Consider the following 23,220-nt stretch of genomic DNA (forward strand, 5'->3'; position numbering starts at 1 on the left):
ACCTCGATCATTCCGCCGCGATCAGCGGCCAGGCCGCCTCGCGCTCGCCGCCGCGCAGGCGACGCCAGACGCTGGGCGACTGGCCCTCGAAGCGACGGAACATCCGGCAGAAATGCGCCTGGTCCGACAGGCCGCAGGCCAGGGCGATGGCGGCCAGGCTGTCGCCCGTCGACAGCATCATGTCCTTGGACCGGGCGATGCGGCGGCGGTTGACATAGGTCTTGGGCGCGTCGCCGAAACTCGCCCTAAAGGCCCGCGAGAAGTGGCTGGGGCTGAGGCGGGCGGCGGCGGCCAGCTCGGCGCTGGTCACCCGGTCGGCCAACCGGGCCTCGACCAGCGCCTTGACCCGCAGCACCTGCCAGGGGGCCAGCCCCCCGCGTTGCAGGGCCGGCGAGGCGGGCGCGGCCGGGGCGAAGCTGCGCGAGGCCGCCGCTTCGATCTGCGGCAGCAGCCGCACCGCCACGGCGATGCAGCGCTCGGCGTCGGCCGGGTCGGTGGCCAGGGCGTGACGGGCCTGCTGCAGCAGCTGGCGGATCTGGTCGTGGGCCGGTCTGGGAGCCTGTTCGGCGTCGGTTTGGGCGCCTGTGTCGGAGGCGCGGGTCATGACGGTCTGGGCTTGCATCGTCGCTCTCTTGGGAAGGTGGTCAGTCCAGGACGCCGCCGACCACTTGCCGGCGCAGGAGCAAACTCAACCAAGGCGCGCCTGTGCGCCATTCCCGCACGGGTGAAGCGCACTCACCCAGGCGGGTGAAGAATCCCGCCCGGATGGGAGCGCTATCTCCTCCCCCTATTTCACCGCCACGCCCCGCGCCTCGTCCGAGAACAGCGACAGCAGGCCCAGCACCGCCGACGGCCAGAAGGCAGCGGGTCCCAGCAGGGCGAAGGCCAGAGCCCCCAGGCCGCAGCCGGCCGCGAACAGGCCGACGGCGACCGACAGCTTCCTGATCCGGGCGATCGAGGCCGCCCGATCGGGTCCCCGGCGGATCAGTTCGGCGACGTCGAGCATGATCTGGGTGGTCGAGCCGGTCATCAGGGTGGTCGGCGGCGCGGTCGGGATGTGCACCCGGTGGGCGGCGTTCTGGATGGCCATGGCGCAGACGAAGACCGCCGCCACCAGGATCAGCTGCCAGCTGTCGCCCTTGGCGAACGGCGCCAGGGTCACGGCCAGGGCCGAGCCGGCGACCAGCAGCAGGGTCTTGACCCCCAGCATGATCCGCAGGACCGGCAGGCCCTCGGCCTCCAGCCGGAAGGTGACCAGCCGGCTGATCACCACCGCCGCGCAGAAGATCGGCAGGACCAGCAGCTTGGCCACCGCCCCGTCGGCCCCATGGATCATCGCCGCCCCGAAGGTGACGAAGTTGCCGGTGACGTGGGCGACGAACAGCCCCTGCAAGGCCAGGAACCCGACCGTGTCGAGATAGCCGCCGTTGAAGCTCATCACCTTGGAAAGGCTGGGAAAACGCATGGTCACCATCCGTACTTGAGCTCGACGCCGAGATAGTCGCTGTCGTCCCGGCCGGCGGCGCGCAGGGCGCTTCCGGCCTCGAAATGGACGGCCTCGACCGTGCCCGTCAGGCTCCGATTGAAAGCGTAGTCGGCCCGCAGGTGGGCGTAGGCGCCAGTCCACCGGCCGCCCTGCCCGGCCGTGCCGGCATAGGCGACGAAGGGCTGGCCGTAGATCGCGTCGGCGCTCGTGCGCCGCCACTGGCCGGCCAGGGCGGCCATGATGTTCAGCTTCGGCGTCGGCGCCACCGTCACCGATGGCTTCAGGTGCGCGATGTTGGCGTAGCCGGTGTAGCCGGCGCGGGTGAAATAGGCGGCGTTGGGATAGAGCGGGTTGAAGGTGCCGAGGCGCCCGTCGCCCTTCCGGCCGTCGCCGCTGGCCAGGTCGCCTTGCAGGCCAAGGCGCGGCGACCAGGGGACGCCCGCGAACGTCCAGCCGCCCCGCGCCCCGGCCGCCCAGGCGTGGACGTCGGTCGAGCCGACCTCGCCGCGCTGGACCATGGCTTCGAGGTCCCAGTCCAGGCTTCTGGCTTTGCCGGCGTAGCGCAGGTCGTAGACCTGCCGATCCTCCTGTCCGACAGCGTCGCCGTAGCGGGCGGTCGAACGGGCCAGACGGCCGGCATAGGCCGACACCGCCCCGCCGAAGGCCTTGCGCTCAACCCGTGCGAAGTCGAGCCGCACATGGCCGCTGGACGTGTCGTCGAAGGCTTCGTCGTCGGCATATTGCACCGGCTGGCTGACGACGCCGGCCAGGGTCCAGGGACCCCGGCTCCAGTCGACCCAGACCGCGTCGAACGACTGGCGCACGCCCGGACCGTCGCGGGCCGACAGGAAGCGCTGCTGGTCGATCGGGAAGTCCTGCCGGCCGACCCGCACCGTCGCCTTGCCGCCGGCCAGCTGGCCCACGTGATCGACGAAGGCCAGGCGCAGGTCCAGGCGGTCGGCGTCGGCCCCGCCCACATGGCGACGGCCGATGGCGCGCACGTCCTCCAGCATGACGAACGCCCGCCAGCCGCCGGCCCGTGCGTCGGCGTGCACCTGCAAGCGCTGCGACAGGCTGGTGTCGGACGCCTCCTGGCCGAAGGTCGGGGCGTCGCCCAGCTCAAGCCGCTCGCGCAGGGTCAGGCCCAGCGACAGGAAGGCCCCGTCGCCCAGCGGCACGTACTTCAGGCCGTCGAGAGGCTCCGTCCGTCTGGCCGGATCGGCCAGGACCGACCAGTCCTCCTGCCAGCGGTTGGCCTTGATCGCGGGACGCTCGGCCGCCAGGGCCGGGCCGGTAGCCGCGAGCACCAGGGCCGCGGCCGCCAACGTCCTCATGACCCTCTCCGCGCGTCGAGATCGTGCCAGGCCACCAGCAGGAAGCCGCCGACCAGGCCCAGGTGCTCGAAGAAGCTGTTGGTCGCGCCGAACCGCTCGGGAGTGGCCATCTCCCAGAAGCGGTTGGCCATGAAGGTCGCGCCCAGGGTGAAGGCCGCCAGGGCCAGCGCCCCCAGCCAGCGCAGCCGGCCGCTCAGGATCATCGCCGAGGCGGCCAGCTCCAGCACGATCACCGCCACGGCGAACGGCGCGGCCGGCGACAGGCCGAAGTGGGCCATTTCGCCGACGGCCCCGCCGAAGTCGAAGGCCTTGGTCAGTCCGCCCTGGATATAGGCCGCGCACAGGCCCAGCAGCGCGATCCAGCGCACCGCCGGCGAGGTGAGGACGGCCCGCATCAGACCGCCCAGCAGGCGCAGCCCAGCGCGCCCCAGAACGACTTCAGGTCGCTGATCGGCAGGCTTTTGGTCCAGGCCGTGGCGTGGTCGTGGCCGTGAACCCCGCAGCCGCTGGCGCAAGCGCACGCGGCCGCCGCCTGGCGACGCAGGGCCGCATCCTTCTCCGGCTCGGCCCAGGCCGCATAGCCGCCGAACACCCGCACCGGCGACCAGTCGGGCATGGCCGGCGGCACCTCGTTCTCGTCCAGCGTGGCGAAGTCGCCCGCGCCATAGACGATCTTGCCGCCGACCATGGTCAGGTCAGAGGTCATGTCGGCGATCTCGTCCTCGGGCACGCCGAAGAAGTCGCGGTCGGGCACGATCAGGTCGGCCAGCTGGCCCTCCACGATCCGCCCCTTCTTGCCCTCCTCGTTGGAGAACCAGGTGACGTTCTCGGTCCACATGCGCAGCGCGCCCTCGCGGTCCAGGCAGTTGCGCTGCGGATAGATCCGCGTGCCACCCACGGTCTTGCCGGTGATCATCCAGGCCAGCGAGACCCAGGGATTGTACGAGGCCACCCGTGTCGCGTCGGTGCCGGCCGAGACCTTGAGCCCCTTCTCCAGCATCTTGGCGATCGGCGGCGTCGCCTCGGCGGCCGCCGCGCCGTAGCGCTCGAGGAAGTATTCGCCCTGATAGGCCATGCGGTGCTGCACGGCCACGCCCCCGCCCAGGGCGGCGATGCGGTCGATCGACTTCTCCGAGATCGTCTCGGCGTGGTCGAAGAACCAGTTCAGGCCTTCCAGCGGGACGTCCTTGTTGACCTTCTCGAAGACATCCAGCGCCCGGTCGATGGTCTCGTCATAGGTGGCGTGCATCCGCCAGGGCCAGCGGTTCTGGGCCAGGATGGTGACCACCTCCTCCAGCTCGCCTTCCATCTGCGGCGGCATGTCGGGGCGCGGCTGGCGGAAGTCCTCGAAGTCGGCGGCCGAGAACACCAGCATCTCGCCCGCGCCGTTGTGGCGGAAATAGTCGTCGCCCTGCTTGTAGGTCGAGGTCTTCGTCCAGTTCAGGAAGTCGTCCTTCTCGCCCTTGGGCTTCTGGGTGAAGAGGTTGTAGGCGAGGCGGATGGTCAGCTGGTTGTCGTCGGCCAGCTTCTGGATGACCTCGTAGTCGTCCGGATAGTTCTGGAAGCCGCCGCCGGCGTCGATCGCCCCGGTCACGCCCAGCCGGTTCAGCTCGCGCATGAAGTGGCGGGTCGAGTTGACCTGGTAGTCGAAGGGCAGCTTCGGACCCTTGGCCAGGGTGGCGTAGAGGATCTGGGCGTTGGGCTTGGCCAGCAGCAGGCCGGTGGGATTGCCCTGGCTGTCGCGGATGATCTGGCCGCCGGGCGGTTCGGGGGTGTCGCGGTCGTAGCCGATCACCCGCAGCGCCGCGGCGTTCAGCAGGGCGCGGTCATAGAGGTGCAGGATGAACACCGGCGTGTCGGGCGCCACGGCGTTCAGCTCCTCGATGGTCGGCAGGCGCTTTTCGACGAACTGGTGCTCGGTGAAGCCGCCCACCACCCGCACCCACTGCGGCGGCGGGGTGATGGCCACCTGGCGCTTGAGCATGCCCATGGCGTCGGCCAGCGAGCGCACGCCGTCCCAGCGCAACTCCATGTTGAAGTTCAGTCCGCCGCGGATGATGTGCAGGTGGTTGTCGATCAGGCCCGGCAGCACCCGGCGGCCCTTCAGGTCGACCACCCGGGTCGCCGGCCCGGCCAGGGCCATGACCTCGGTCTCGGTCCCCACGGCGGAAAAGCGCCCGCCGGTCACGGCGACGGCCTGCGCGTTGGGATTGCCACGGTCGAGGGTGGTGAAGCGGCCGTTGCGCAGGATCAGGTCGGGCGAGGTCATGCGGATACTCCGGGGGAACTGGGGCCGAGGGAAGTGGGGACGTCAGGCTTCAGGGGTGGTCGGCTCGGCTCGCGCCTGTTCGGCAGGCTTCACGCCGCCCGGCAGGCTGCCGAACATGTGCGGCCCCACCTGGTGGCGCAGCCACGAGACGGCGGCGGGCTTGCGCGCCAGGGCGCCCTTGACCAGCGGCGGGATCTGCTCGCCGACCAGTATGCCCAGCAGCCCCAGCAGGGCCACCACCGGCGGAGCGGGCGAGCGCACCTGGACCAGGGCGTAGAACACGCCGACCACCAGGCCGGCGGCGAGCGACAGGATGTAGATCTTCATTGGGATACGCCTTGCTGCAAAGGCGGCCCGCGCCGGCCTGGAAAGCGGCCGGCGCGGGCCGGTTCGTCAGCCCTCGTGGGCGTTGAACATGGTCTTGGCGTAGATGATGCCCAGGCCGTAGCCGCCGCCGAACTTCTTGGCGATGCCGGTGGTCAGGTCGTAGGTCTCGCCGCGCGCCCAGTCGCGCTGCAGCTCCAGCAGGTACTGCAGGGCCGTCATCGGACGGGCGCCGGCCTGGATCATGCGCTGCACGGCCCGTTCGTGGGCCTCTTCGGAGATGTCGCCGCAGGCGTCGGTGATGACGTAGACCTCATAGCCCTGCTGCAGGGCCGACAGGGCCGGACCGACGATGCAGACGCTGGTCCACAGGCCGGCCAGCACGATGCGGCCCTTGCCGATCTTGTTGACCTCGTCGATCACGCCGACGTCTTCCCAGCTGTTCATCGAGGTCCGGTCGACCAGGGCCTTGCCCGGGAACGGCGCGGTGACCTCGTCGAACATCGGGCCCGAGAAGCTCTTCTCGGCCACCGTCGTCAGGATGGTCGAGACGCCGAAGCCGGCCGCCCCGCTGGCCACCAGGGCGGCGTTGTTGCGCAGGGAGACCGGGTCGATCGACTTGGTCGCGAACGCCATCTGCGACTGGAAGTCGATCATGATCAGCGTGTGGTCGGTCGGGGTGATCAGTTGATCGCCGGGAGTCGGGGTGGCCGTGATCGGCATCGACGGTGTCCTTGGAAAGCGGAGTGGATTGAACGCCGGCGATACTGCCGGTCGGCGCCCCGAGGGTCTTGTTTAGGTCGCCCCCGATTTGGCCGCGCGGGCTGTCGGGACGTCGCCCAGAGGGTCGTCGTGATCGGGGCTGAACCGAGCCCTTGCGATACCGACGATACGCCTCGCCTCAACCTGAAGCGCCGAAAAAGCCAAGCAAATCCTCACGTTGCCGATATTGGCCAGATCCGTGCTTTCGGTCCATTTCTAATACGACATATCGTATCCCACTCGACATCTCCGAGACATCGCGACTATCATCCCGATTATCGGGATAAGTTCCCACAATATGAAAACTGTCGATCTCGGCGTCGCGCCCTCCCCCGGGTCGCCTCCGAGCCACGCCAGGCACAGGAGGAAACGATGAAGTCGTCGAACAGCGCGCAACTGTGGGCGGGTGTTTCGAGCATCGCGGTGGCCGCCGCCGTGTTCGCCGCCCCGGCCATGGCCCTCGCCCAGACCGCGCCCGCCGCCCCGGCCGGCCAGACCGTCGAGCCCGACGCGGTCGAGGAAGTCGTCGTCACCGGCATCCGCGCCTCGCTGCGCAGCGCCATGGACGTCAAGCGCAACTCCCTGCAGGTGGTCGACACCATCTCGGCCGAGGACATCGGCGACTTCCCTGACAAGAACCTCTCCGAAGCCCTGCAACGGGTGACCGGCGTGCAGATCAGCCGCCAGGACGGCGAAGGCCGCGGCGTCAGCATCCGCGGCGCCGATCCCAGCCTCAACCGCGTCGAGATCAACGGCTCTTCGGCCCTGTCGCTCACCGTCGGCGGCAGCGACCGGGCTGTGGACTTCCGCGACATCCCCGTCGAGTTCGTCTCGCGTCTGGACGTGGTCAAGTCGCCGACCGCCGACATGGCCGAGGGCGGCATCGGCGGCACGGTGCGGGTGATCACGCGCCGGCCGTTCGACAGCAAGGAGCCCTACGTCGCCGGCTCGATCCAGGGCGTATATTCGAACCTGGCCAAGGAATACGACCCCAAGGTCGCCCTGATCGGCAGCCGCACCTTCTTCGACGACAAGCTGGGCGTCCTGCTGTCGGGCACCTGGGAAAAGCGCCACCTCAACAGCAACAACGCCCGCACCACCGGCTGGCTGAGCCGCGCGGCCACGGCCACCGGCACGGGGGCTACGCCGGGGCGCAGCACCGACATCAACGGCGACGGCAAGCTGGACTACATCCCCGAGATCCCGCGCCTGATCATCGACCGCCGCGAGACCGAGCGCAAAGCGCTGAGCAGCGTCGTCGAGTGGCGTCCGACCGACAACTTCAAGGCCTATGTCGACGCCACCTACGCCACCGCCACCGAGAAGGTGAACAGCTCGTTCCTGCAGCTGGGCGCGTCGGGCGGCCTGATCGACTACAGCAAGACCACGCTGGGCGAGGAGAACACGGTCAACCACATCGAGCTGACCAGCAACGCCGACTTCCCGATGGATCTGGCCTACCGCAACATCCTGGGCGACCTGAAGCGCACCCAATACGCCACGGCCGTCGGCGGCGAGTGGAAGCTCGACAACTGGACCTTCGACGCCCGCCTCGACTACTCCAACGCCGAGGTCCAGAACAACGAGATCAACGCGACCGCCACGGTGTTCGGCGTCCCGCGCGCCATCATCGACTACAAGGGCGGACAGAAGTCGCCGAACTTCTCGTTCCCGGGCCTGGACGTCACCACCGGCCAGGGCGTCAAGCGGCTCGACGCGCTGTTCAACCCGCGCAACAACACCTCCGAAGAGACAGCCCAGCAGTTCAACGTCACCTACCGGCCCAACATCGACTGGCTGACCTCGATCAAGGCCGGCGTGCAGGCGCGTCAGTTCGAGACCGACCAGATCCTATACCAGCGCACCACGCGTCTGAATTGCCGAGGCGACGCCAGCAGCGGCGCCATCATCGCCGTGGCTGCCTCGTGCGCGACGCTCGAGAACATCGTCAACGTCAATTCGGGCGTGAACAACATCCCGTTCTTCCAGACCGGCGACCTGGGCTATTCCGGCGGCATCCGCCAGTGGAACGACAACACGATGGGCACCTACGCCGCCACCCTGGCGACCGCGGGCCTCGGCAACGACATCTACGGCGTCAATCCCAACATCAACACCGCTGAGACCGCTGGCGGCCGTGGCAGCTTCCAGGCCTTCCTCGACACATGGTCGGTGGAGGAGAAGACCAAAAGCGCCTACGTCCAGGCCAACTTCGACTTCCATGAACTGCCGGTGCCGGTCAGCGGTACGCTGGGCGTACGCGTCGTCGACACCGAGACCCTCTCCACCGGCTACAACCGCGTGCAGACCAGCCCCACCGTCGTCAACTTCATCAAGGGCGAGGCCGAGGGCGGCTACACCAAGACCCTGCCGTCGCTGAACCTGCGGTTCGAGTTCATTCCTGGCAAGCTGATCGGCCGCGCCGCCGCCAGCAAGGTGATGGCCCGCGCCGCGCCCAGCCAGCTGGCCCTGCGCCGCAGCATCGATCAAGTCGGCTTCACCGGATCGCGCGGCAATCCCGACCTGCAGCCGTTCGAGGCCACCGCCTATGACGCGGGGCTGGAGTGGTACTTTGGCAAGGACAGCTTCGTGTCGGCGACCTACTTCCGTAAGGAGATCTCGTCCTTCATCACCAACACCAGCACGACCGAGGATATCGACGGCAAGCCCTATACGATCACCGTGCCGGTCAACGGGACCGACCAGGTGACCATCGACGGCCTGGAGGTCGGCGGTCAGTACGCCTTCGACTTCCTGCCCGCGCCGTTCGACGGCTTCGGCGTCCTGGCCAACTTCACCTACCAGAAGGACAAGGGCTACAAGGAGACCAGCATCCTGACCGGCGAGATCCTGCCGTTCCAGGGCCTGTCGCGGAAGAGCTACAACGCCTCGCTCTACTATGAGAACGACAAGTTCAGCGCCCGCGCCTCCTATAACTGGCGCGACGACTGGCTGATCACCCCGCGCGGCCGCGGCGGCCTGGCCGAGTTCAACAAGGCCTTCGGCACGCTGGACGCCTCGGCCAGCTACAACGTCAACGACAAGATCACCGTCTTCGTCGAGGGCGTGAACCTGACCGACGAAGTGCGGATCGAATACAACAGCCCCGCCCGCCGTATCGGCAACGAGACCTTCGGCTCGCGCTACTTCTTCGGCGTTCGCGCGAAGTTCTAGGGAGCCTAGTTCCAGGCGAGACAGGGGCGCTCTTTCCGGAAGGGAAGAGCGCCCTTCTTCGTTTAGCCCCCCTCGCCCGTCATCCCGGACGGAGGGACGCTCAGAAGCGAGGCCGCGGCGACGTGGCCTTCCACATCGGACAAGAAGAGCGCCTGTTCACAGTCGCCTCCCTCGCCCTTGTGGCGAGGGCCCATGCCGGCGACCGCTCAGACCTAGGGCCAATCGACATTCACCGGCCTGAGCTCATTTTTCACCGAGCCTCCCCGCGAAGGCGGGGATCCAAGACGAGGTTGGATTCGATCCACGGTCGCGCCTCATCCTGAAATCCAGCTTGGGTCCCCGCCTTCGCGGGGATGCGCGGAGTTGAAGGTCGCTAATAGCCGAATGTCGATCCGCCCTAACCGTCCTGTGAAGGTCTGAGCAGGTTGAACCATGGATCCTGGGCGCAAGGCCCAGGAAGGCGGTCGTTGGCATGGGCCGAAGCGGTGAGAAAAGCGCCGGATCTGGATTGTCGCCGCCCCCTTAGGGCGCGACCTCCACCGCGTCACTGCCCTTCAGTTGCAGCCAGTCGGTGAACGGGAGGTGGTAGTAGAGGTCGAAGACCTCGGCCTGCAGCTTGAAGGGCAGGCTGCTCTCGCTGTTCCACAGCATGACGACGCCGGTCTTCGTGGCCGGGTCGAACATCATCGTCGAGCGGTAGCCATCGACGGCGCCGCTGTGGCCGGCCAGGCGGTGGCCCTGGTAGCCGAAGCTGCGCATGCCCAGGCCATAGGCCGGCTTGTCGAGCGAACGGCCGAGCGGCGAGTTGCCGTAGGGCCGGTTGGTCGGCACGCGCGGACGCTGGATCTCCTCCAGCACCCCGGCCGGCAGCACGGCGGGCGCCAGGCCCATCTGGGCCTGCATCCAGCGCGCCAGGTCGACGATGTTGGAGTTCACCCCGGCGGCGGCCGGCACGCGGTAATAGGCCTCGGCCAGGATCGACTCGCGGCCATAGCGGGTGGGCCGCGCCCAGTGCCGCTCGCCACGGATTTCCTCCATGCCGATGGTCGTGCTGCCCATGCCCAGCGGCAGGAACAGCTTCTGGCGCGCCTCCTCGGCGTAGGGCCGGTGGGTGGAGGCCTCAATGACCTCGCGGATCGTGTCGTAGGCGAGGTTCTGGTAGGTGTGGCAGGTGGCCGGCGGGCACTGCGGCGGCACCGTTCCCAGCGCCTGCCGGATCGTCTTCGGATCGCGACCGCCTTCCAGCCAGCCGTCATAGGCGTTGCGCGGCAGGCCGGTGCGCTGCGACAGCAGCTGCTCGACCGTCAGGCTGTGCTCGGCCCCGCCCGGCAGGCGCAGGCTGACGCCGAACCTGGCCAGCGGGTCCTGCAGCGAGAACGCCCCCTCCCCGGCCAGCCGCGCGCTGAGCGTCGAGGCTACGGTCTTCGACAGCGAGGCCCAGCGGAACACGGTATCGGCGTTGACCGCCTCGCCGTCGTTCGGCGTGGTCTGGCCATAGCCCTTCACGAACGACAGCCGGCCGTCCTCGACCACGGCGACGGCCAGGCCCGTCATGCTGCGGTCGGCCATCATCGTGCGGATGCGGGCGTCCAGCGCGCGGTAGTCGATCTTGCCGCGCCAGTCCTTGGCCTCCAGCGGCAGGACGACGGGCGTGGCGGCCGCGGCGACCTGGCGCTCGGCCTTGGTCCCGGGCTCGGATGGGCGCGTGCAGCGCGAGACGGTCAGGCCGACGCCGCCGCCGATCACCGCCACCACGGCGGCGAGGCCCAGCCAGACCCGCCAGGCGCGACGCTCGGCGGGATCGGGCACGATGTTGTGGATCTTACGCAGGCGCTGGTCCGCCGATACTGAACTTGGAAGAGAAGTCGGCCCGCTTCGACGAGGAAGCGGGCCGATCTAAGGCGATCAGCCGGCCAGCACGGCCTTGATGGCGGCCAGGCCGTCGTCGGCCTTGGTCGCGTCCGGGGCGCCGCCCTGGGCGAAGTCGGGCTTGCCGCCCGCGCCCTGGCCGCCCATGGCGATCACGGCGGCCTTGGCCAGTTCGGCGGCGCTGAACTTGCCGACGAGGTCAGCGGTGACGGCCACGGTGACGGCGGCCTTGCCGTCGGTCGTGCCCACCAGGGCCACGACGCCGCTGGTCAGCTGCTTCTTGAACTCCTCGGCGACGCCGCGCAGCTCCTTGCCGCCGACGCCGTCGAGGACGCGGGCGATCAGGGCCGTGCCATTGACGTCTTCCGGACCGGAGGCCGCGCCGCCGCCGCCCAGGGCCAGCTGCTTCTTGGCCTCGGCCAGTTCCTTCTCCAGCTTCTTGCGCTCGGCCACCAGGGCGTCGACGCGGGCCAGGACCTCGGCGACCGGGGTCTTGAACTGGTCGGCCAGGGCCTTGGCGACGCCGGCCTGGTCGAGCAGGAAGCGGCGAGCCGCCTCGCCGGTCAGGGCCTCGATGCGGCGCACGCCGGCGGCCACGCCTTGTTCCGAGACGATCTTGAACAGGGCGATGTCGCCGGTGCGGGCCACGTGGGTGCCGCCGCACAGCTCGACCGAATAGGCCTTGCCGGCTTCGGTCAGCGAGTCACCGAGGGTCAGCACGCGCACGCTGTCGCCGTACTTCTCGCCGAACAGCGCCACGGCGCCGGCCTCGATGGCCTCCTGCGGGGCCATTTCCTTGGTCTGGGCCGCCACGTTCTGACGGATGACCGCGTTCACTTCGGCCTCGATGCGCTCGATCTCGTCGGGGCTCAGCGGGCCGCCGTGGCTGAAGTCGAAGCGCATGCGCTCGCCGTCGACCATCTGGCCCTTCTGGGCGACGTGCGGGCCGAGCACATGGTGCAGGGCCGCGTGCACCAGGTGGGCGGCGGAGTGGTTGGAGCGGGTGGTGTGGCGGCGCTCGGCGTCCACCGAAGCCACGACCTGGTCGCCGACCTTCAGCGGCCCAGCCAGTTCGACGCGGTGCACGTGCAGCTCGCCGGCCTGCTTCTGGGTGTCGAGCACGCGGCTCTCGGCGCCGTTGGCCTCGATCGCGCCGGTGTCGCCGGCCTGGCCGCCGCTCTCGGCGTAGAAGCTGGTGCGGTCGAGCAGGACGTCGACGGTCTGGCCGGCCGAGGCGGACTCGACCTCGGCGCCGTCGGCGACGATGGCCTTGACCACGCCCGTGGTCTCGGTGGTCTCGTAGCCGACGAAGTCGGTGGCGCCGGCCTTTTCCTTGATCGAGAACCAGGCGGCGGCCGCGCCCTGCTGGCCCGAGCCGGCCCAGTTGGCGCGGGCCATCTGGCGCTGGCGGTCCATGGCCACGTCGAAGCCGTCGGTGTCGACCGTGATGCCCTTGGCGCGCACGGCGTCCTGGGTCAGGTCGAGCGGGAAGCCGTAGGTGTCGTAGAGCTTGAAGGCGGTCTCACCGTCCAGCACGCCGCCGCTTTCGAGCCCGGCGGTAGCTTCGTCAAGAAGCCCCATGCCGCGGCCCAGGGTGACGCGGAAGCGCTCTTCCTCCTGGCGCAGGGTCTCGACGATCGAGGCTTCGGCGCGGCGCAGTTCCGGATAGGCCTGGCCCATCTCGGCCACCAGGGTCGGGGCCAGGCGGTGCATCAGGGGCTCTTGCGCGCCCAGCAGATAGGCATGGCGCATGGCCCGGCGCATGATCCGGCGCAGCACATAGCCGCGGCCTTCGTTCGACGGGGTGACGCCGTCGGCCAGCAGGAACGATGACGAGCGCAGGTGGTCGGCGATCACGCGGTGCGACGGGGCCTGGTCGCCCTCGGCCTTCACCCCGGTCAGTTCGACCGAAGCGGCGATCAGGGCCTTGAACAGGTCGATGTCGTAGTTGTCGTGCTGGCCCTGCAGGACGGCGGCGATGCGCTCCAGGCCCATGCCGGTGTCGATCGACGGCTTGGGCAGCGACAGGCGCTCGCCGCCGGCCAACTGCTCGAACTGCATGAAGACGAGATTCCAGATCTCGATGAAGCGGTCGCCGTCCTCATCGGGGCTGCCCGGAGGGCCGCCGAAGATGCCTTCGCCGTGGTCGTAGAAGATTTCCGAGCACGGGCCGCAGGGGCCGGTGTCGCCCATGGACCAGAAGTTGTCGCTGGTCGGGATGCGGATGATCTTGTCGTCGGACAGGCCGGCGATCTTCTTCCACAGATCGGCCGCCTCGTCGTCGGTGTGGTAGACCGTGACCAGCAGCTTGTCCTTGGGCAGGGCGAACTCGCCGGTCAGCAGGGTCCAGGCGTGGGTGATCGCCTGTTCCTTGAAGTAGTCGCCGAACGAGAAGTTGCCCAGCATCTCGAAGAAGGTGTGGTGGCGGGCGGTGTAGCCGACATTGTCGAGATCGTTGTGCTTGCCGCCGGCGCGGACGCACTTCTGCGAGCTGGCCGCGCGCGGGTGCGCGGGCGTCTCGGCGCCGGTGAAGACGTTCTTGAACGGCACCATGCCCGCATTGACGAACAGCAGGGTCGGATCGTTCTGCGGCACCAGCGGCGCCGACGGCGTGACGGCGTGGTCGGCCTTGCCGAAGTAGTCGAGGAAGGTGCTGCGGATCTCGTTGAGGCTAGGCATCGTCGTCTCGGGAATCTCGAAAGGTCCGGTGGCTGCCGGAAGTCGGCGCTGCATAGCGCGGTTTCAAGTTTTGGGGAAATCGAATGGAAGAACCTAGCCCTATGGGGGAGGCGATCGCGTAGCGATCGGCGGGGGGCGTGTGTTGGCGGACGGCCGGTTCGGCGGAAGCTGAAAACGCCCCCCTCCGGCCCTTCGGGCCACCTCCCCCAGAGGGGGAGGATCTACGTCGCGCAGATGCTCCCCCTCTGGGGGAGCTGTCGCGGAGCGACTGAGGGGGCCGGCGGGCGTGCCCACCACCGAGAAGGAAGCTCTTGGCGCGGCGATCGCCTCGCCCCTACTGTCGCTGCACGGGAGGAACGCCATGACCGACGCCGGGATTGCGAGACGAGCAGGCGCCGTGCGGGTCGATGGACGGCGTAGGCGCGGCGGCTGGATCTTCTGGGCCGCGATCGCCGTCGCCATCGCCGCGCCGCTGATCGCCTTCGTCGCCTGGAAGCAGCGCGAGGCCGCCGGCGCCGCCGAGGCCTATTGGAGCCTGGCCGGGACGCCTTGCCCGGTCTTGACCCAGGCCGCCTTCGAGGCCCGGCAGCGCAAGCCGATGACCTTCGCTTTCGACGGCGTCGGCCTGGCGCGGGGCGCCGGCCACATGGAATGCACCCACCGGACCTACGCCCAGGCAGGCGGCAGGCGCGAGGCGCCGGTCTGCGACTTCACCGGCCCGATCGCCCTGGCCGTGAGCATCGGCAGCGAGCGGGCGTTCTACGCGCCGCCGGCTTCGGCGCGGGTGGCGGTGATCGACGGACGGCCGGTCTGCGTGCAGCGGCCGCTGACGAGGGTCGGGAATTGAGGGGCGGGGCCTGTTCATCTCCCTGTCGCGGGGAGGAAACCGGCCGGCAGATCGGAAGTTGAAACCGGCCCCCCTCCGGCGCTTAGCGCCACCTCCCCCAGAGGGGGAGGATCTTTTGGCGGCGCCTTGCGGCAGTCGCCCCTTCCTGTGATCGACGGCCGGCCGGTGTGCGTGCAGCGGCCGTGGACGAAGATCGGGGACTGAAGGGGCTGGGGCTTTTCGCCTCCCCTATCGCGGGGAGGAAACCGGCCGGGATTTTGGAAGCTGAGAACGCCCCCCCTCCGGCCCTCCGGGCCACCTCCCCCAGAGGGGGAGGATCTTTTGGTCGGCGCAGCGCCAGGAAGGTGCTTCCCCTCTGGGGGAGTGTCGCGGAGCGGCTGAGGGGGATGAGGCCCGCGTCCTGCGGCGGTCGCCCCCTCCGTCACGGCGCGTTCCGCGCCGCGCCACCTCCCCCGTTGCACGGGGGAGGATAAACGAAATCGGACGCCTGGCATGGGGTCCAGGCGTCCGGGGTCGCGGCCGTCGTGGCGGTGTAGGTCCGCCGCGGGCGTATGGCGGGGTCGCCCTCGGCGGGCGGCGGCCGCGAAACTCGGAGCAGGCGCGCCCCGAGCTGTCTCTTATTCTTCCTCGCCGTCCTCGGGACCGCCGACCAGCAGCTCTTCCTCGATCTTCTGCGAGGCCTTGCGCACGGCCATCTCGATCTCGTTGGCCAGGTCCTTGTTGTTCTTGAGGAACTCGCGGACGTTGTCGCGGCCCTGGCCGATGCGCTGGCTGTTGTAGGAGAACCAGGAGCCGGCCTTGTCGATGATGCCGCCCTTGACGCCCAGGTCGATGATTTCGCCGAGCTTCGAGATGCCCTCGCCGTACATGATGTCGAACTCGACCTCGCGGAACGGCGGGGCCACCTTGTTCTTCACCACCTTGACGCGGACGTTGTTGCCGATGATCTCGTCGCGGTTCTTGACCGAGCCGGTGCGGCGGATGTCCAGGCGCACCGAGGCGTAGAACTTCAGCGCGTTGCCGCCCGTGGTCGTTTCCGGGCTGCCGTACATCACCCCGATCTTGTGACGGATCTGGTTGATGAAGATGACGATGGTGTTGGCCTTGTTGATCGAGCCGGTCAGCTTGCGCAGCGCCTGGCTCATCAGGCGGGCCTGGAGGCCGGGCAGGCTGTCGCCCATCTCGCCTTCGATTTCGGCCTTCGGGGTCAAGGCGGCCACGGAGTCGACGACGACGATGTCGACCGCGCCCGAGCGCACCAGGGTGTCGGTGATCTCCAGCGCCTGCTCGCCGTTGTCCGGCTGGGAGACCAGCAGGTTGTCGAGATTGACGCCCAGCTTGAAGGCGTAGCCCGGATCCAGCGCGTGCTCGGCGTCGACGAAGGCCGCGGTGCCGCCGGCCTTCTGGACCTCGGCGACGACGTGCAGGGCCAGGGTGGTCTTGCCGGAGCTTTCGGGACCGTAGATCTCAATCACCCGCCCCTTGGGCAGGCCGCCGATGCCGAGCGCGATGTCCAGGCCGAGCGAGCCGGTGGAGACCGACTCCATCTCGACCTTGCCCTTTTCGCCCAGCTTCATCACCGAGCCCTTGCCGAAGGCCCGATCGATCTGCGCCAGGGCCGCTTCTAGCGCCCGCGCCTTGTCGCCTTCTTCCTTGCCCACGAGTTTCAAAGCCGCCTGACTGGTCATTGGATGATCCGCCTTATTCCATGATTCCGACCGTCCGGCCGGAAGTTCGAGCGCCTCGGCGCCCACCGCCTGTGGAATGATTAATGCGTACACATTTTGTTCTATGTTCGCAAGATGTTCTTTTTCGTTCCGGCGCGCCCGCCGGACCCGCCTGCGACGGGCGGTCGCAGCCCCATCGGCGACCCGCCCCCGTGCACGGGTCTTTAAGCTAAGGCGCGCAAGCTGCCCCTCCTCTGGGGAGAGCTCTGTCCGTGTCGATCGATCCGCGCCGCCTTCTGGGCCTGGCCTTCGCCAGCGCCGACCTTCTGCTGGAACTCGAAGGCGATCGCGTCAGCCTCGCCCTGGGCGCCGCGCAAAAGATCATGGGCAAGCCTGAAACCTCCTTGATCGGCCGCGTCTGGCGCGACCTGTTCACCGCCGCGGACCGCCCGCTGATGGACGCCGCGCTCTATGCTCTCGACGAGGGCCAGCGCCGGGGTCCGGTCACCGTCCGCGTCGCCGGGGAGCCGGAGCGCTTCGTTGGAGTCACTCTGCGGGCCCTCCCCGACAATTTCGGTCGCACCTCTATCGCGGTCACCGCCGCCCGCGCGCCCGCGGGGGGCCTGGACACCGCCGGCCTGCGCCCGCGCGAGAACTTCGAGGAGATCGCCAAGGGCCTGTTTGAAGCCGCGCGGGTCACCGGGCTCGAGCTGGAACTGGCCATGGTCGAGTTCGCCGGCCTGTCGGCCCTGCGCGAGGGCCTGAACGCGCCTGACGCCCTGGCGCTGGACATGAAGATCGCCGGCGCCGTGCGGGCCGAGTCCCACGCCGGCGCCATGGCCACCCAGGTCTCACCCGAGCGCTACGCCCTGCTGCGCGCCAAGGACGACCGACCCGAGGCCCTGGCCGCCCGCCTGACCAAGATCGCCGCCCTCGACGCCAGCGCCCATGTGGTGCCGCTGGACGGCGGGACCTCGTCGCGCGGCCTGCGGGCCCTGCGCTACGCCCTCGACGACTTCCTCCGCGAGGGCCTGAAGGACACTCCGCCCCTGACCCTGTCCGAAGCGATGAACAGGTCTGTAAAGCGCACCCTGGCCCGCGCCGGGGCCCTGGGCGCGGCGGTCAGCCAGCGCCGCTTCACCCTGGCCTACCAGCCCGTGGTCGACCTCTCGAACGGTCAGGCCCACCACCACGAGGCGCTGGTGCGCTTCGAGGACGGCGCCAGCCCCTTCGCCCTGATCCGCATGGCCGAGGAGTTCGACATCATCGAGGAGCTGGACCACGCCATCGCCGAGCAGGCGGTGCGCCGGATCGCCTCGGACCGCAACGGCGCGGTGAAGCTGGCCGTCAACGTCTCGGGCCGCACCATCGTCAGCGAGACCTTCGTCGATCACATCAACCGCCTGCTGACCCAGACGCCGGCCGCCAGGGGCAAGCTGATCTTCGAGGTCACCGAGACCAGCGCCATCGACGACCTGCCGCGCGCCAACCGCCACATCCAGGCCCTGCGCGGCCTGGGCTCGCTGGTCTGCCTGGACGACTTCGGGGCCGGCGCGGCCTCGTTCGCCTACCTGCAGGAACTGACCCTCGACATCGTCAAGATCGACGGCCGCTACGTGCGCGAGCTGGCCGGCAACAGCCGCGACGGGGCCATGGTGCGCCGCCTGGTCGAGCTGTGCCGCGACCTCAACGTCCGCACCGTCGCCGAGATGGTCGAGACCGCCGAGGTCGAGGACGTGGTCCGCAAGGCCGGCGTCGACTTCGCCCAGGGCTGGCTCTACGGCAAGCCGGCCGACCAGCCGCAGCCCTCGCAGAAGCCCGTGTCCGTGACCCCGATGGCCCGCCGCGTCGGCGTGTCGGAAGGCTGGGGCTGAGCCCCAAAAGCGCACGCGCGTTCGGCCGCCACGCTCCACCTTTTGCAAGCTTTGCCGTAATTGCGTGGAACCGTTGGCCTCGCCATGCGTCTTAAGCCACTAGCCGTGCACGCGCGTCGGCTGTCCGACGCTGCCGGTGATCGAGGGGGGCCTCAAAGTTCGCATGGACGCTGCCGATCCGGCGGAGCGTGAGGCCCATCGCCTCGCGGCGCTCCGCCGTTACGACATTCTGGACACCCCGCGCGAGGCGGCGTTCGATGAGATCGTCGCCCTGGCCGCCGAGATCTGCGGCGCGCCCATCGCCGTGGTCAACCTGATCGACGAGCACCGGCAGTTCTTCAAGGCCGAGGTGGGTCTTGGCGTGCGCGAGACGCCGCTGGAGACCTCGTTCTGCGCCAAGGCGATCCTGGAAGACGACTTCCTGCTGGTGCCCGACGCCACGCGCGACCACCGCTTCGACGGCAATCCGCTGGTCACCGGCGAGCCGCACCTGCGGTTCTACGCCGGCGCCCTGCTGAAGACCGCCGAGGGCCTGCCGATCGGCACGCTGTGCGTGCTCGACACCGCGCCCAAGGACCTGTCGCCCTTGCAGCAGCGCACCCTGCAGGTGCTGGCCCGGCAGGTGATGAACCAGCTCGACCTGCGGCTTTCGCTGCAGCACCGGGCCCAGAGCGAGCAGCTCTACCGCACCCTCTTCGACTCGATGGACGAGGGCTTCTGCATCATCGAGTTTTTCGACGGCCCGCACGGGCCGCTCAGCGACTACGTCCACGTCGACGCCAACGCCGCCTACGCCCGCCACGCCGGCATTCCCGACGTGGTCGGCCAGAAGCTGCGCGAGATGGTCGGCGACGAGGCCGACGCCTGGGCGGCGCGCTACGGACAGGTGCTGCGCACGGGCCAGCCGATCCGCTTCGAGCAGGAGCTGGTGGCCACCAGCCGCTACCTTTCGCTGTCGGCCTTCCGCATCGAGCCGGCCGAGCGCAGGCAGGTGGCGGTGCTGTTCCAGGACATCACCGAGCGTCGCCGGGCCGAGCTGGCCCTGCGCCAGTTGAACGAGACCCTGGAGCAGCGCGTGGCCGCGGCCCTGGCCGAGCGCCGGGTGCTGGCCGACGCGATGGAGGGGGCCAACGCCTTCATCCAGGTGGCCGACAAGGACTTCCGCTGGCTGGCCATCAACAGCGCCGCCGCCGGCGAGTTCGAACGGGTATTCGGCGTGACGCCGTGTGTCGGCGACAGCATGCTCGACCTGCTGGCCGACCAGCCGGAGAACCGCGAGCAGGTGCGCGCGGTCTGGTCCCGCGCCCTGGCCGGAGAGGAGTTCGTCCAGGTCGAGGCCTATGGCGATCCCGACCGTTACCGTCGCTATTACGAGATGCGGTTCGGCGCCCTGCGCGACGAGGCCGGCCTCCAGGCCGGCGCCTATCAGTTCGTCTACGACGTCACCGAGCGCCTGGCCGAGCAGGACCGCCTACGCGAGGCCGAGGAGGCCCTGCGCCAAGCCCAGAAGATGGAGGCCGTCGGCCAGCTGACCGGGGGCCTGGCCCACGACTTCAACAATCTGCTGTCGGGCATCTCGGGCTCGTTCGAGATGATCGGCACGCGGCTGTCGCAGGGCCGCATGGTCGATGTCGACCGCTACGTGGCCGCCGGCCAGGGCGCGGCGCGGCGGGCCGCCGCCCTGACCCACCGCCTGCTGGCCTTCTCGCGCCGCCAGACCCTGTCGCCCAAGCCGATCGTCATCAACCGGCTGATGGCCGAGTTCGTCGAACTGGTGCGCCGCACCGTGGGACCGGCGATCAAGGTCGAGACCGTCGCCGCCGGCGGCCTCTGGCCCACCCTGGTCGACGCCAACCAGCTGGAGAACGCCCTCCTCAACCTCTGCATCAACGCCCGCGACGCCATGCCCGACGGCGGCCGCATCACAATCGAGACCGGCAACAAGTGGCTCGACCGCCGCTCGGCCGACGAGCGCGGCATGGAGCCGGGCCAGTATGTCTGCATCTGCGTCAGCGACACCGGCGTGGGCATGGACAAGGCCATCCAGGAGCGGGTGTTCGACCCGTTCTTCACCACCAAGCCGATCGGCGAGGGCACCGGCCTTGGCCTCTCCATGGTCTACGGCTTCGCCCGCCAGTCGCACGGCCACGTGCGGATCTATTCCGAGCTGGGCGAGGGCACGATGGTCTGCATCTACCTGCCGCGCCACTTCGGCAAGGAAGAGAGCGACGACAGCGACGTCGCCGCCGCCCTGCCCGCGCCCGCCGCCGCCGGCGAGACCGTGCTGGTGGTCGACGACGAGCCGACCGTGCGCATGCTGATCGTCGATGCGCTGCAGGAGCTGGGCTACGCCTGCATCGAGGCCGCCGACGGCCCGGCCGGCCTGCGCCTGCTGCAGACCGACGCTCGCATCGACCTCCTGATCACCGATGTCGGCCTGCCCGGCGGGCTGAATGGCCGCCAGGTGGCCGACGCCGCCCGCGCCCTGCGGCCCGACCTGAAGGTGATGTTCATTACCGGCTACGCCGAGAACGCGGTGCTCAACCACGGCCACATCCAGCCCGGCATGGAAGTGCTGACCAAGCCCTTCGCCGTCGCCGACCTGGCCGCGCGAGTGGATCGTATGCTGAGGGGTTAGCGCACGGATTGACGGCCGGACCGGCCCGTGGCTGGCTCGCTCCAACCGTTTCCAAGGCAAAGGACTCCCATGGCCAGGCTGATCTTGAGCGTCGTCGGCAGCGACCGGCCGGGCCTCACCCAGGCCCTGGCCCAGGCGGTGCTGTCGGCCGGCGGCAACTGGCTGGAGAGCCACCTCAGCCGGCTGGGCGGGCTCTATGTCGGCTCGGTGCTGGTCGAGCTGGACGAAGGCAAGGTCGACGCCCTGCGCGCCGCCGCCGGCGCGGTGGACGCCCAGGGCCTGGAGGTGCGGATCGCTCCCGCCATAGAGGCCGCCGAGAGCGCCGGCGAGGCGATCCAACTGGCCCTGGTCGGCCAGGACCGGCCGGGCATCGTGCACCAGGTGACGGGCGTGCTCAGCGGCCTTTCGGCCAATATCGAGACCTTCGGCACGCGTCTCAGCGTCGAGCCGCATTCGGGCGCGCCGCTGTTCCACATGGAGGCCCGCCTGCGGCTGCCCGCCGGCCTGTCGGTCGCGACCGTGCAGGCGGCGCTGGAGGACATCTCGGGCGAGATCATGGTCGACATCGCCCTGGCGCCCGCCGAGGGGAACTAGCCCCCGCCTTCGCCTTTCCCATCCGGCGGCTTGCGCAGCACCACCATCACCTCCACCCCGCCCGGCCGCCGGGCCAGGGCGTCGCGCAGCATGGCCAGCAGGGTCTCTTCCGAGACGTGCAGGTCGACGATCCGCGCCGTCTCCTCGTAGACCATGTGGAAGTGCGGCTCGGGCTGGGTGTCGAACACCGGCTCGGGACCGGTGGTCGGCAGGCGCGAGACCAGGCCGTGGTCGGCGAAGGCCTCCATCTGGCGGGCAAGCTCGCCGAGCGGGATCGACAGGCCGGCCTCGACCGCCAGGTCGGCGACCTCGGGCAGGGTCAGGTGGGTCTCCTCGGAGGCGCGCAGCAGCGCCAAGAGTCGGGGCGCCGGGCCACGGCTCGGCAGTCCCGCCCGGCGCAGCGCGTCCTGGAGGACGGCGTCCACGGCGTGAGGCATCGAAGGCGTCCTCCCGGGGCGGAGGGACGGTCGCGCTCTTTCCGGCGTCGCGACCTCTGTTCCCGCGCCCGAATTCCGACGCCGCCCGAGGGCGCCGTCGCGAAGGACCTTCACGCAAACCAGGATTGAATAGAAGCGCCAAGATCCAATGGTTGCGATAGGCTTCCCCTATCGGGAGGAACCATGAACCTGCGAGACCTGCGCTACCTGCTGGCCGTGGCCGAGCACGAGCACTTCGGCCGCGCCGCCCGCGCCTGCGGCGTCAGCCAGCCCACCCTGTCGGTGCAGATCCGCAAGCTGGAAGAACTGCTCGGGGTCACGCTCTTCGAGCGCACCAGCAAGACCGCCGCCCCGACCGCCGCCTGCCGCGAACTGCTCGACCACGCCCGGGCGGCGGTGACGTCGGGCGAGGCGGTGCTGGCCACCGCCCGGAACCTGCGCGACCCGCTGGCCGGCCGCTTCCGCCTGGGCATCATCCCGACCCTGGCGCCCTACCTGCTGCCGCTGATCTTCGCGCCGCTGCGCGAGGCCCTGCCCCATCTGGAGATCGAGCCCTGGGAGGACCAGACCGCCGCCCTGCTGGAGCGCCTGCGGACCCACGAACTGGACGCCATCCTGCTGGCCACCGACGAGGCCGCGCCCGACCTCGACGGCCGCGCGCTGTTCGCCGAACCGTTCCTGGCCGCCCTGCCGCCCGACCATCCTCTGGCCGGCCGCGAGGTCATCGCCGAGACCGACCTGGCGCGCGACATCCTCGTCCTGGCCGACGGCCACTGCCTGCGCGACCAGGCGCTGGAGGCCTGCGGCAAGTCCAGCACGGCGCTGAGCACGGCCCTGCGCGCCTCCAGCCTCTCGACCCTGCTGAACATGGTCGCCGCCGGCTACGGCACCACCCTGATCCCGGGCCTGGCCTCGGGCGCGGCGCAGGACGCCGGCATCGTGCTGCGGCCGCTGTCGGCCCTGACCAGCCGCACCGTCCGCATCGTCTGGCGCACCCACTTCCCCCAGCGCCCCGCCGCCGAGGCCGTGGGCGAGATCATCGCGGCGCGGCTGCGGGGCTATGCGGAGGGCGCGGCGGCGGGGGCGGTGTAGCGCAGCCACACTCCCACCTCCCGTCATTCCCGCCCTTGTGGCGGGAAACCCTGGTTCCGCTCGCACAAGAAGCGCCAGCGGATCGCCAGCGATCCGCCCCATCCGCACCTGCGGCTGACAGAGGGGTTCCCGCCACAAGGGCGGGAATGACGGGAAGAAGAAGGGGCGAACGCC

Annotated in this window: 17 protein-coding genes and 2 pseudogenes; 7 read left to right on the top strand and 12 right to left on the bottom strand. The window is 69.6% G+C overall.

Annotation, left to right across the window (positions count from 1 at the left end; translation table 11 throughout):
- Positions 1 to 7 precede the first annotated feature (7 nt).
- The 7 genes from AC07N1_RS10725 to AC07N1_RS10755 form a co-directional block, all read right to left on the bottom strand.
- A complete protein-coding gene (locus AC07N1_RS10725) occupies positions 8 to 622 on the bottom strand; it encodes a helix-turn-helix domain-containing protein (RefSeq protein WP_494671791.1) in 615 nt (204 codons plus the stop codon).
- A gap of 165 nt (positions 623 to 787) precedes the next feature.
- On the bottom strand, positions 788 to 1,465 hold the full coding sequence (locus AC07N1_RS10730; protein WP_494671792.1) for a YoaK family protein: 678 nt from the start codon (positions 1,463 to 1,465) through the stop codon (positions 788 to 790).
- 2 nt (positions 1,466 to 1,467) lie between these two features.
- Complete coding sequence (locus AC07N1_RS10735) at positions 1,468 to 2,820, bottom strand: alginate export family protein (RefSeq protein ID WP_494671793.1); 1,353 nt, start codon at positions 2,818 to 2,820, stop codon at positions 1,468 to 1,470.
- On the bottom strand, positions 2,817 to 3,215 hold the full coding sequence (locus tag AC07N1_RS10740) for a DoxX family protein (protein ID WP_494671794.1): 399 nt from the start codon (positions 3,213 to 3,215) through the stop codon (positions 2,817 to 2,819). Before AC07N1_RS10740 ends, AC07N1_RS10735 begins: the two co-directional genes overlap by 4 nt.
- Positions 3,215 to 5,089: an amidohydrolase gene (locus tag AC07N1_RS10745; protein WP_494671795.1), complete on the bottom strand. Its 1,875-nt coding sequence runs from the start codon at positions 5,087 to 5,089 to the stop codon at positions 3,215 to 3,217. Before AC07N1_RS10745 ends, AC07N1_RS10740 begins: the two co-directional genes overlap by 1 nt.
- 42 nt (positions 5,090 to 5,131) lie before the next feature.
- Positions 5,132 to 5,416, bottom strand: coding sequence for a DUF1427 family protein (locus AC07N1_RS10750; protein ID WP_494671796.1), 285 nt, complete (start codon positions 5,414 to 5,416; stop codon positions 5,132 to 5,134).
- Positions 5,417 to 5,482: 66 nt separating this feature from the next.
- Positions 5,483 to 6,136, bottom strand: coding sequence for a hydrolase (locus AC07N1_RS10755; RefSeq protein WP_494671797.1), 654 nt, complete (start codon positions 6,134 to 6,136; stop codon positions 5,483 to 5,485).
- Between the two features lie 411 nt (positions 6,137 to 6,547).
- Here AC07N1_RS10755 and AC07N1_RS10760 point away from each other — a divergent pair, with 411 nt between their 5' ends.
- Complete coding sequence (locus AC07N1_RS10760; RefSeq protein ID WP_494671798.1) at positions 6,548 to 9,349, top strand: TonB-dependent receptor; 2,802 nt, start codon at positions 6,548 to 6,550, stop codon at positions 9,347 to 9,349.
- Between the two features lie 522 nt (positions 9,350 to 9,871).
- Here the strand turns inward: AC07N1_RS10760 and AC07N1_RS10765 are convergent.
- The gene (locus AC07N1_RS10765) at positions 9,872 to 11,158 is read right to left on the bottom strand and encodes a serine hydrolase domain-containing protein (protein WP_494671799.1); all 1,287 of its coding nucleotides are present in this window, start codon (positions 11,156 to 11,158) and stop codon (positions 9,872 to 9,874) included.
- A 96-nt stretch (positions 11,159 to 11,254) separates the two neighbouring features.
- Positions 11,255 to 13,897 (bottom strand): alanine--tRNA ligase, encoded by a 2,643-nt coding sequence (alaS, locus tag AC07N1_RS10770; RefSeq protein WP_494671800.1) that lies wholly within the window; start codon positions 13,895 to 13,897, stop codon positions 11,255 to 11,257.
- Positions 13,898 to 14,183: 286 nt separating this feature from the next.
- Between alaS and AC07N1_RS10775 the strand changes: the two genes are divergently transcribed.
- The gene (locus tag AC07N1_RS10775; protein WP_494671801.1) at positions 14,184 to 14,744 is read left to right on the top strand and encodes a hypothetical protein; all 561 of its coding nucleotides are present in this window, start codon (positions 14,184 to 14,186) and stop codon (positions 14,742 to 14,744) included.
- Between the two features lie 617 nt (positions 14,745 to 15,361).
- Here the strand turns inward: AC07N1_RS10775 and recA are convergent.
- Positions 15,362 to 16,432 carry a recombinase RecA gene (gene recA, locus AC07N1_RS10780; protein WP_487287918.1) on the bottom strand — a complete coding sequence of 357 codons (1,071 nt, stop codon included), beginning with the start codon at positions 16,430 to 16,432 and terminating at the stop codon, positions 15,362 to 15,364.
- A gap of 251 nt (positions 16,433 to 16,683) precedes the next feature.
- On the opposite strand from recA, the gene AC07N1_RS10785 reads away from it, so the two are divergent.
- From AC07N1_RS10785 to AC07N1_RS10800, 4 genes and pseudogenes are all read left to right on the top strand, one after another.
- Positions 16,684 to 18,285, top strand: a complete 1,602-nt coding sequence (locus AC07N1_RS10785) for an EAL domain-containing protein (protein WP_494671802.1) — start codon at positions 16,684 to 16,686, stop codon at positions 18,283 to 18,285.
- A 163-nt stretch (positions 18,286 to 18,448) separates the two neighbouring features.
- Positions 18,449 to 19,303: pseudogene (locus AC07N1_RS10790) on the top strand (GAF domain-containing protein); the annotation flags it as partial.
- Positions 19,304 to 19,402: 99 nt separating this feature from the next.
- Positions 19,403 to 20,923: a PAS domain-containing sensor histidine kinase gene (locus tag AC07N1_RS10795; RefSeq protein ID WP_494671811.1), complete on the top strand. Its 1,521-nt coding sequence runs from the start codon at positions 19,403 to 19,405 to the stop codon at positions 20,921 to 20,923.
- A gap of 69 nt (positions 20,924 to 20,992) precedes the next feature.
- Positions 20,993 to 21,517 carry a glycine cleavage system transcriptional repressor gene (locus AC07N1_RS10800; protein ID WP_494671803.1) on the top strand — a complete coding sequence of 175 codons (525 nt, stop codon included), beginning with the start codon at positions 20,993 to 20,995 and terminating at the stop codon, positions 21,515 to 21,517.
- Here the strand turns inward: AC07N1_RS10800 and AC07N1_RS10805 are convergent.
- Positions 21,514 to 21,954 carry a transcriptional repressor gene (locus AC07N1_RS10805; RefSeq protein WP_494671804.1) on the bottom strand — a complete coding sequence of 147 codons (441 nt, stop codon included), beginning with the start codon at positions 21,952 to 21,954 and terminating at the stop codon, positions 21,514 to 21,516. The genes AC07N1_RS10800 and AC07N1_RS10805 overlap by 4 nt on opposite strands.
- A 183-nt stretch (positions 21,955 to 22,137) precedes the next feature.
- Between AC07N1_RS10805 and AC07N1_RS10810 the strand changes: the two genes are divergently transcribed.
- Positions 22,138 to 23,046 (top strand): LysR substrate-binding domain-containing protein, encoded by a 909-nt coding sequence (locus AC07N1_RS10810; protein ID WP_494671805.1) that lies wholly within the window; start codon positions 22,138 to 22,140, stop codon positions 23,044 to 23,046.
- A gap of 12 nt (positions 23,047 to 23,058) precedes the next feature.
- Here AC07N1_RS10810 and AC07N1_RS10815 read toward each other — a convergent pair.
- Positions 23,059 to 23,205 (bottom strand): annotated as a pseudogene (locus tag AC07N1_RS10815) (hypothetical protein); the annotation flags it as partial.
- Between the last annotated feature and the right edge of the window lie 15 nt (positions 23,206 to 23,220).

Source organism: Caulobacter sp. GW821-FHT09B11 (genome assembly GCF_059418205.1).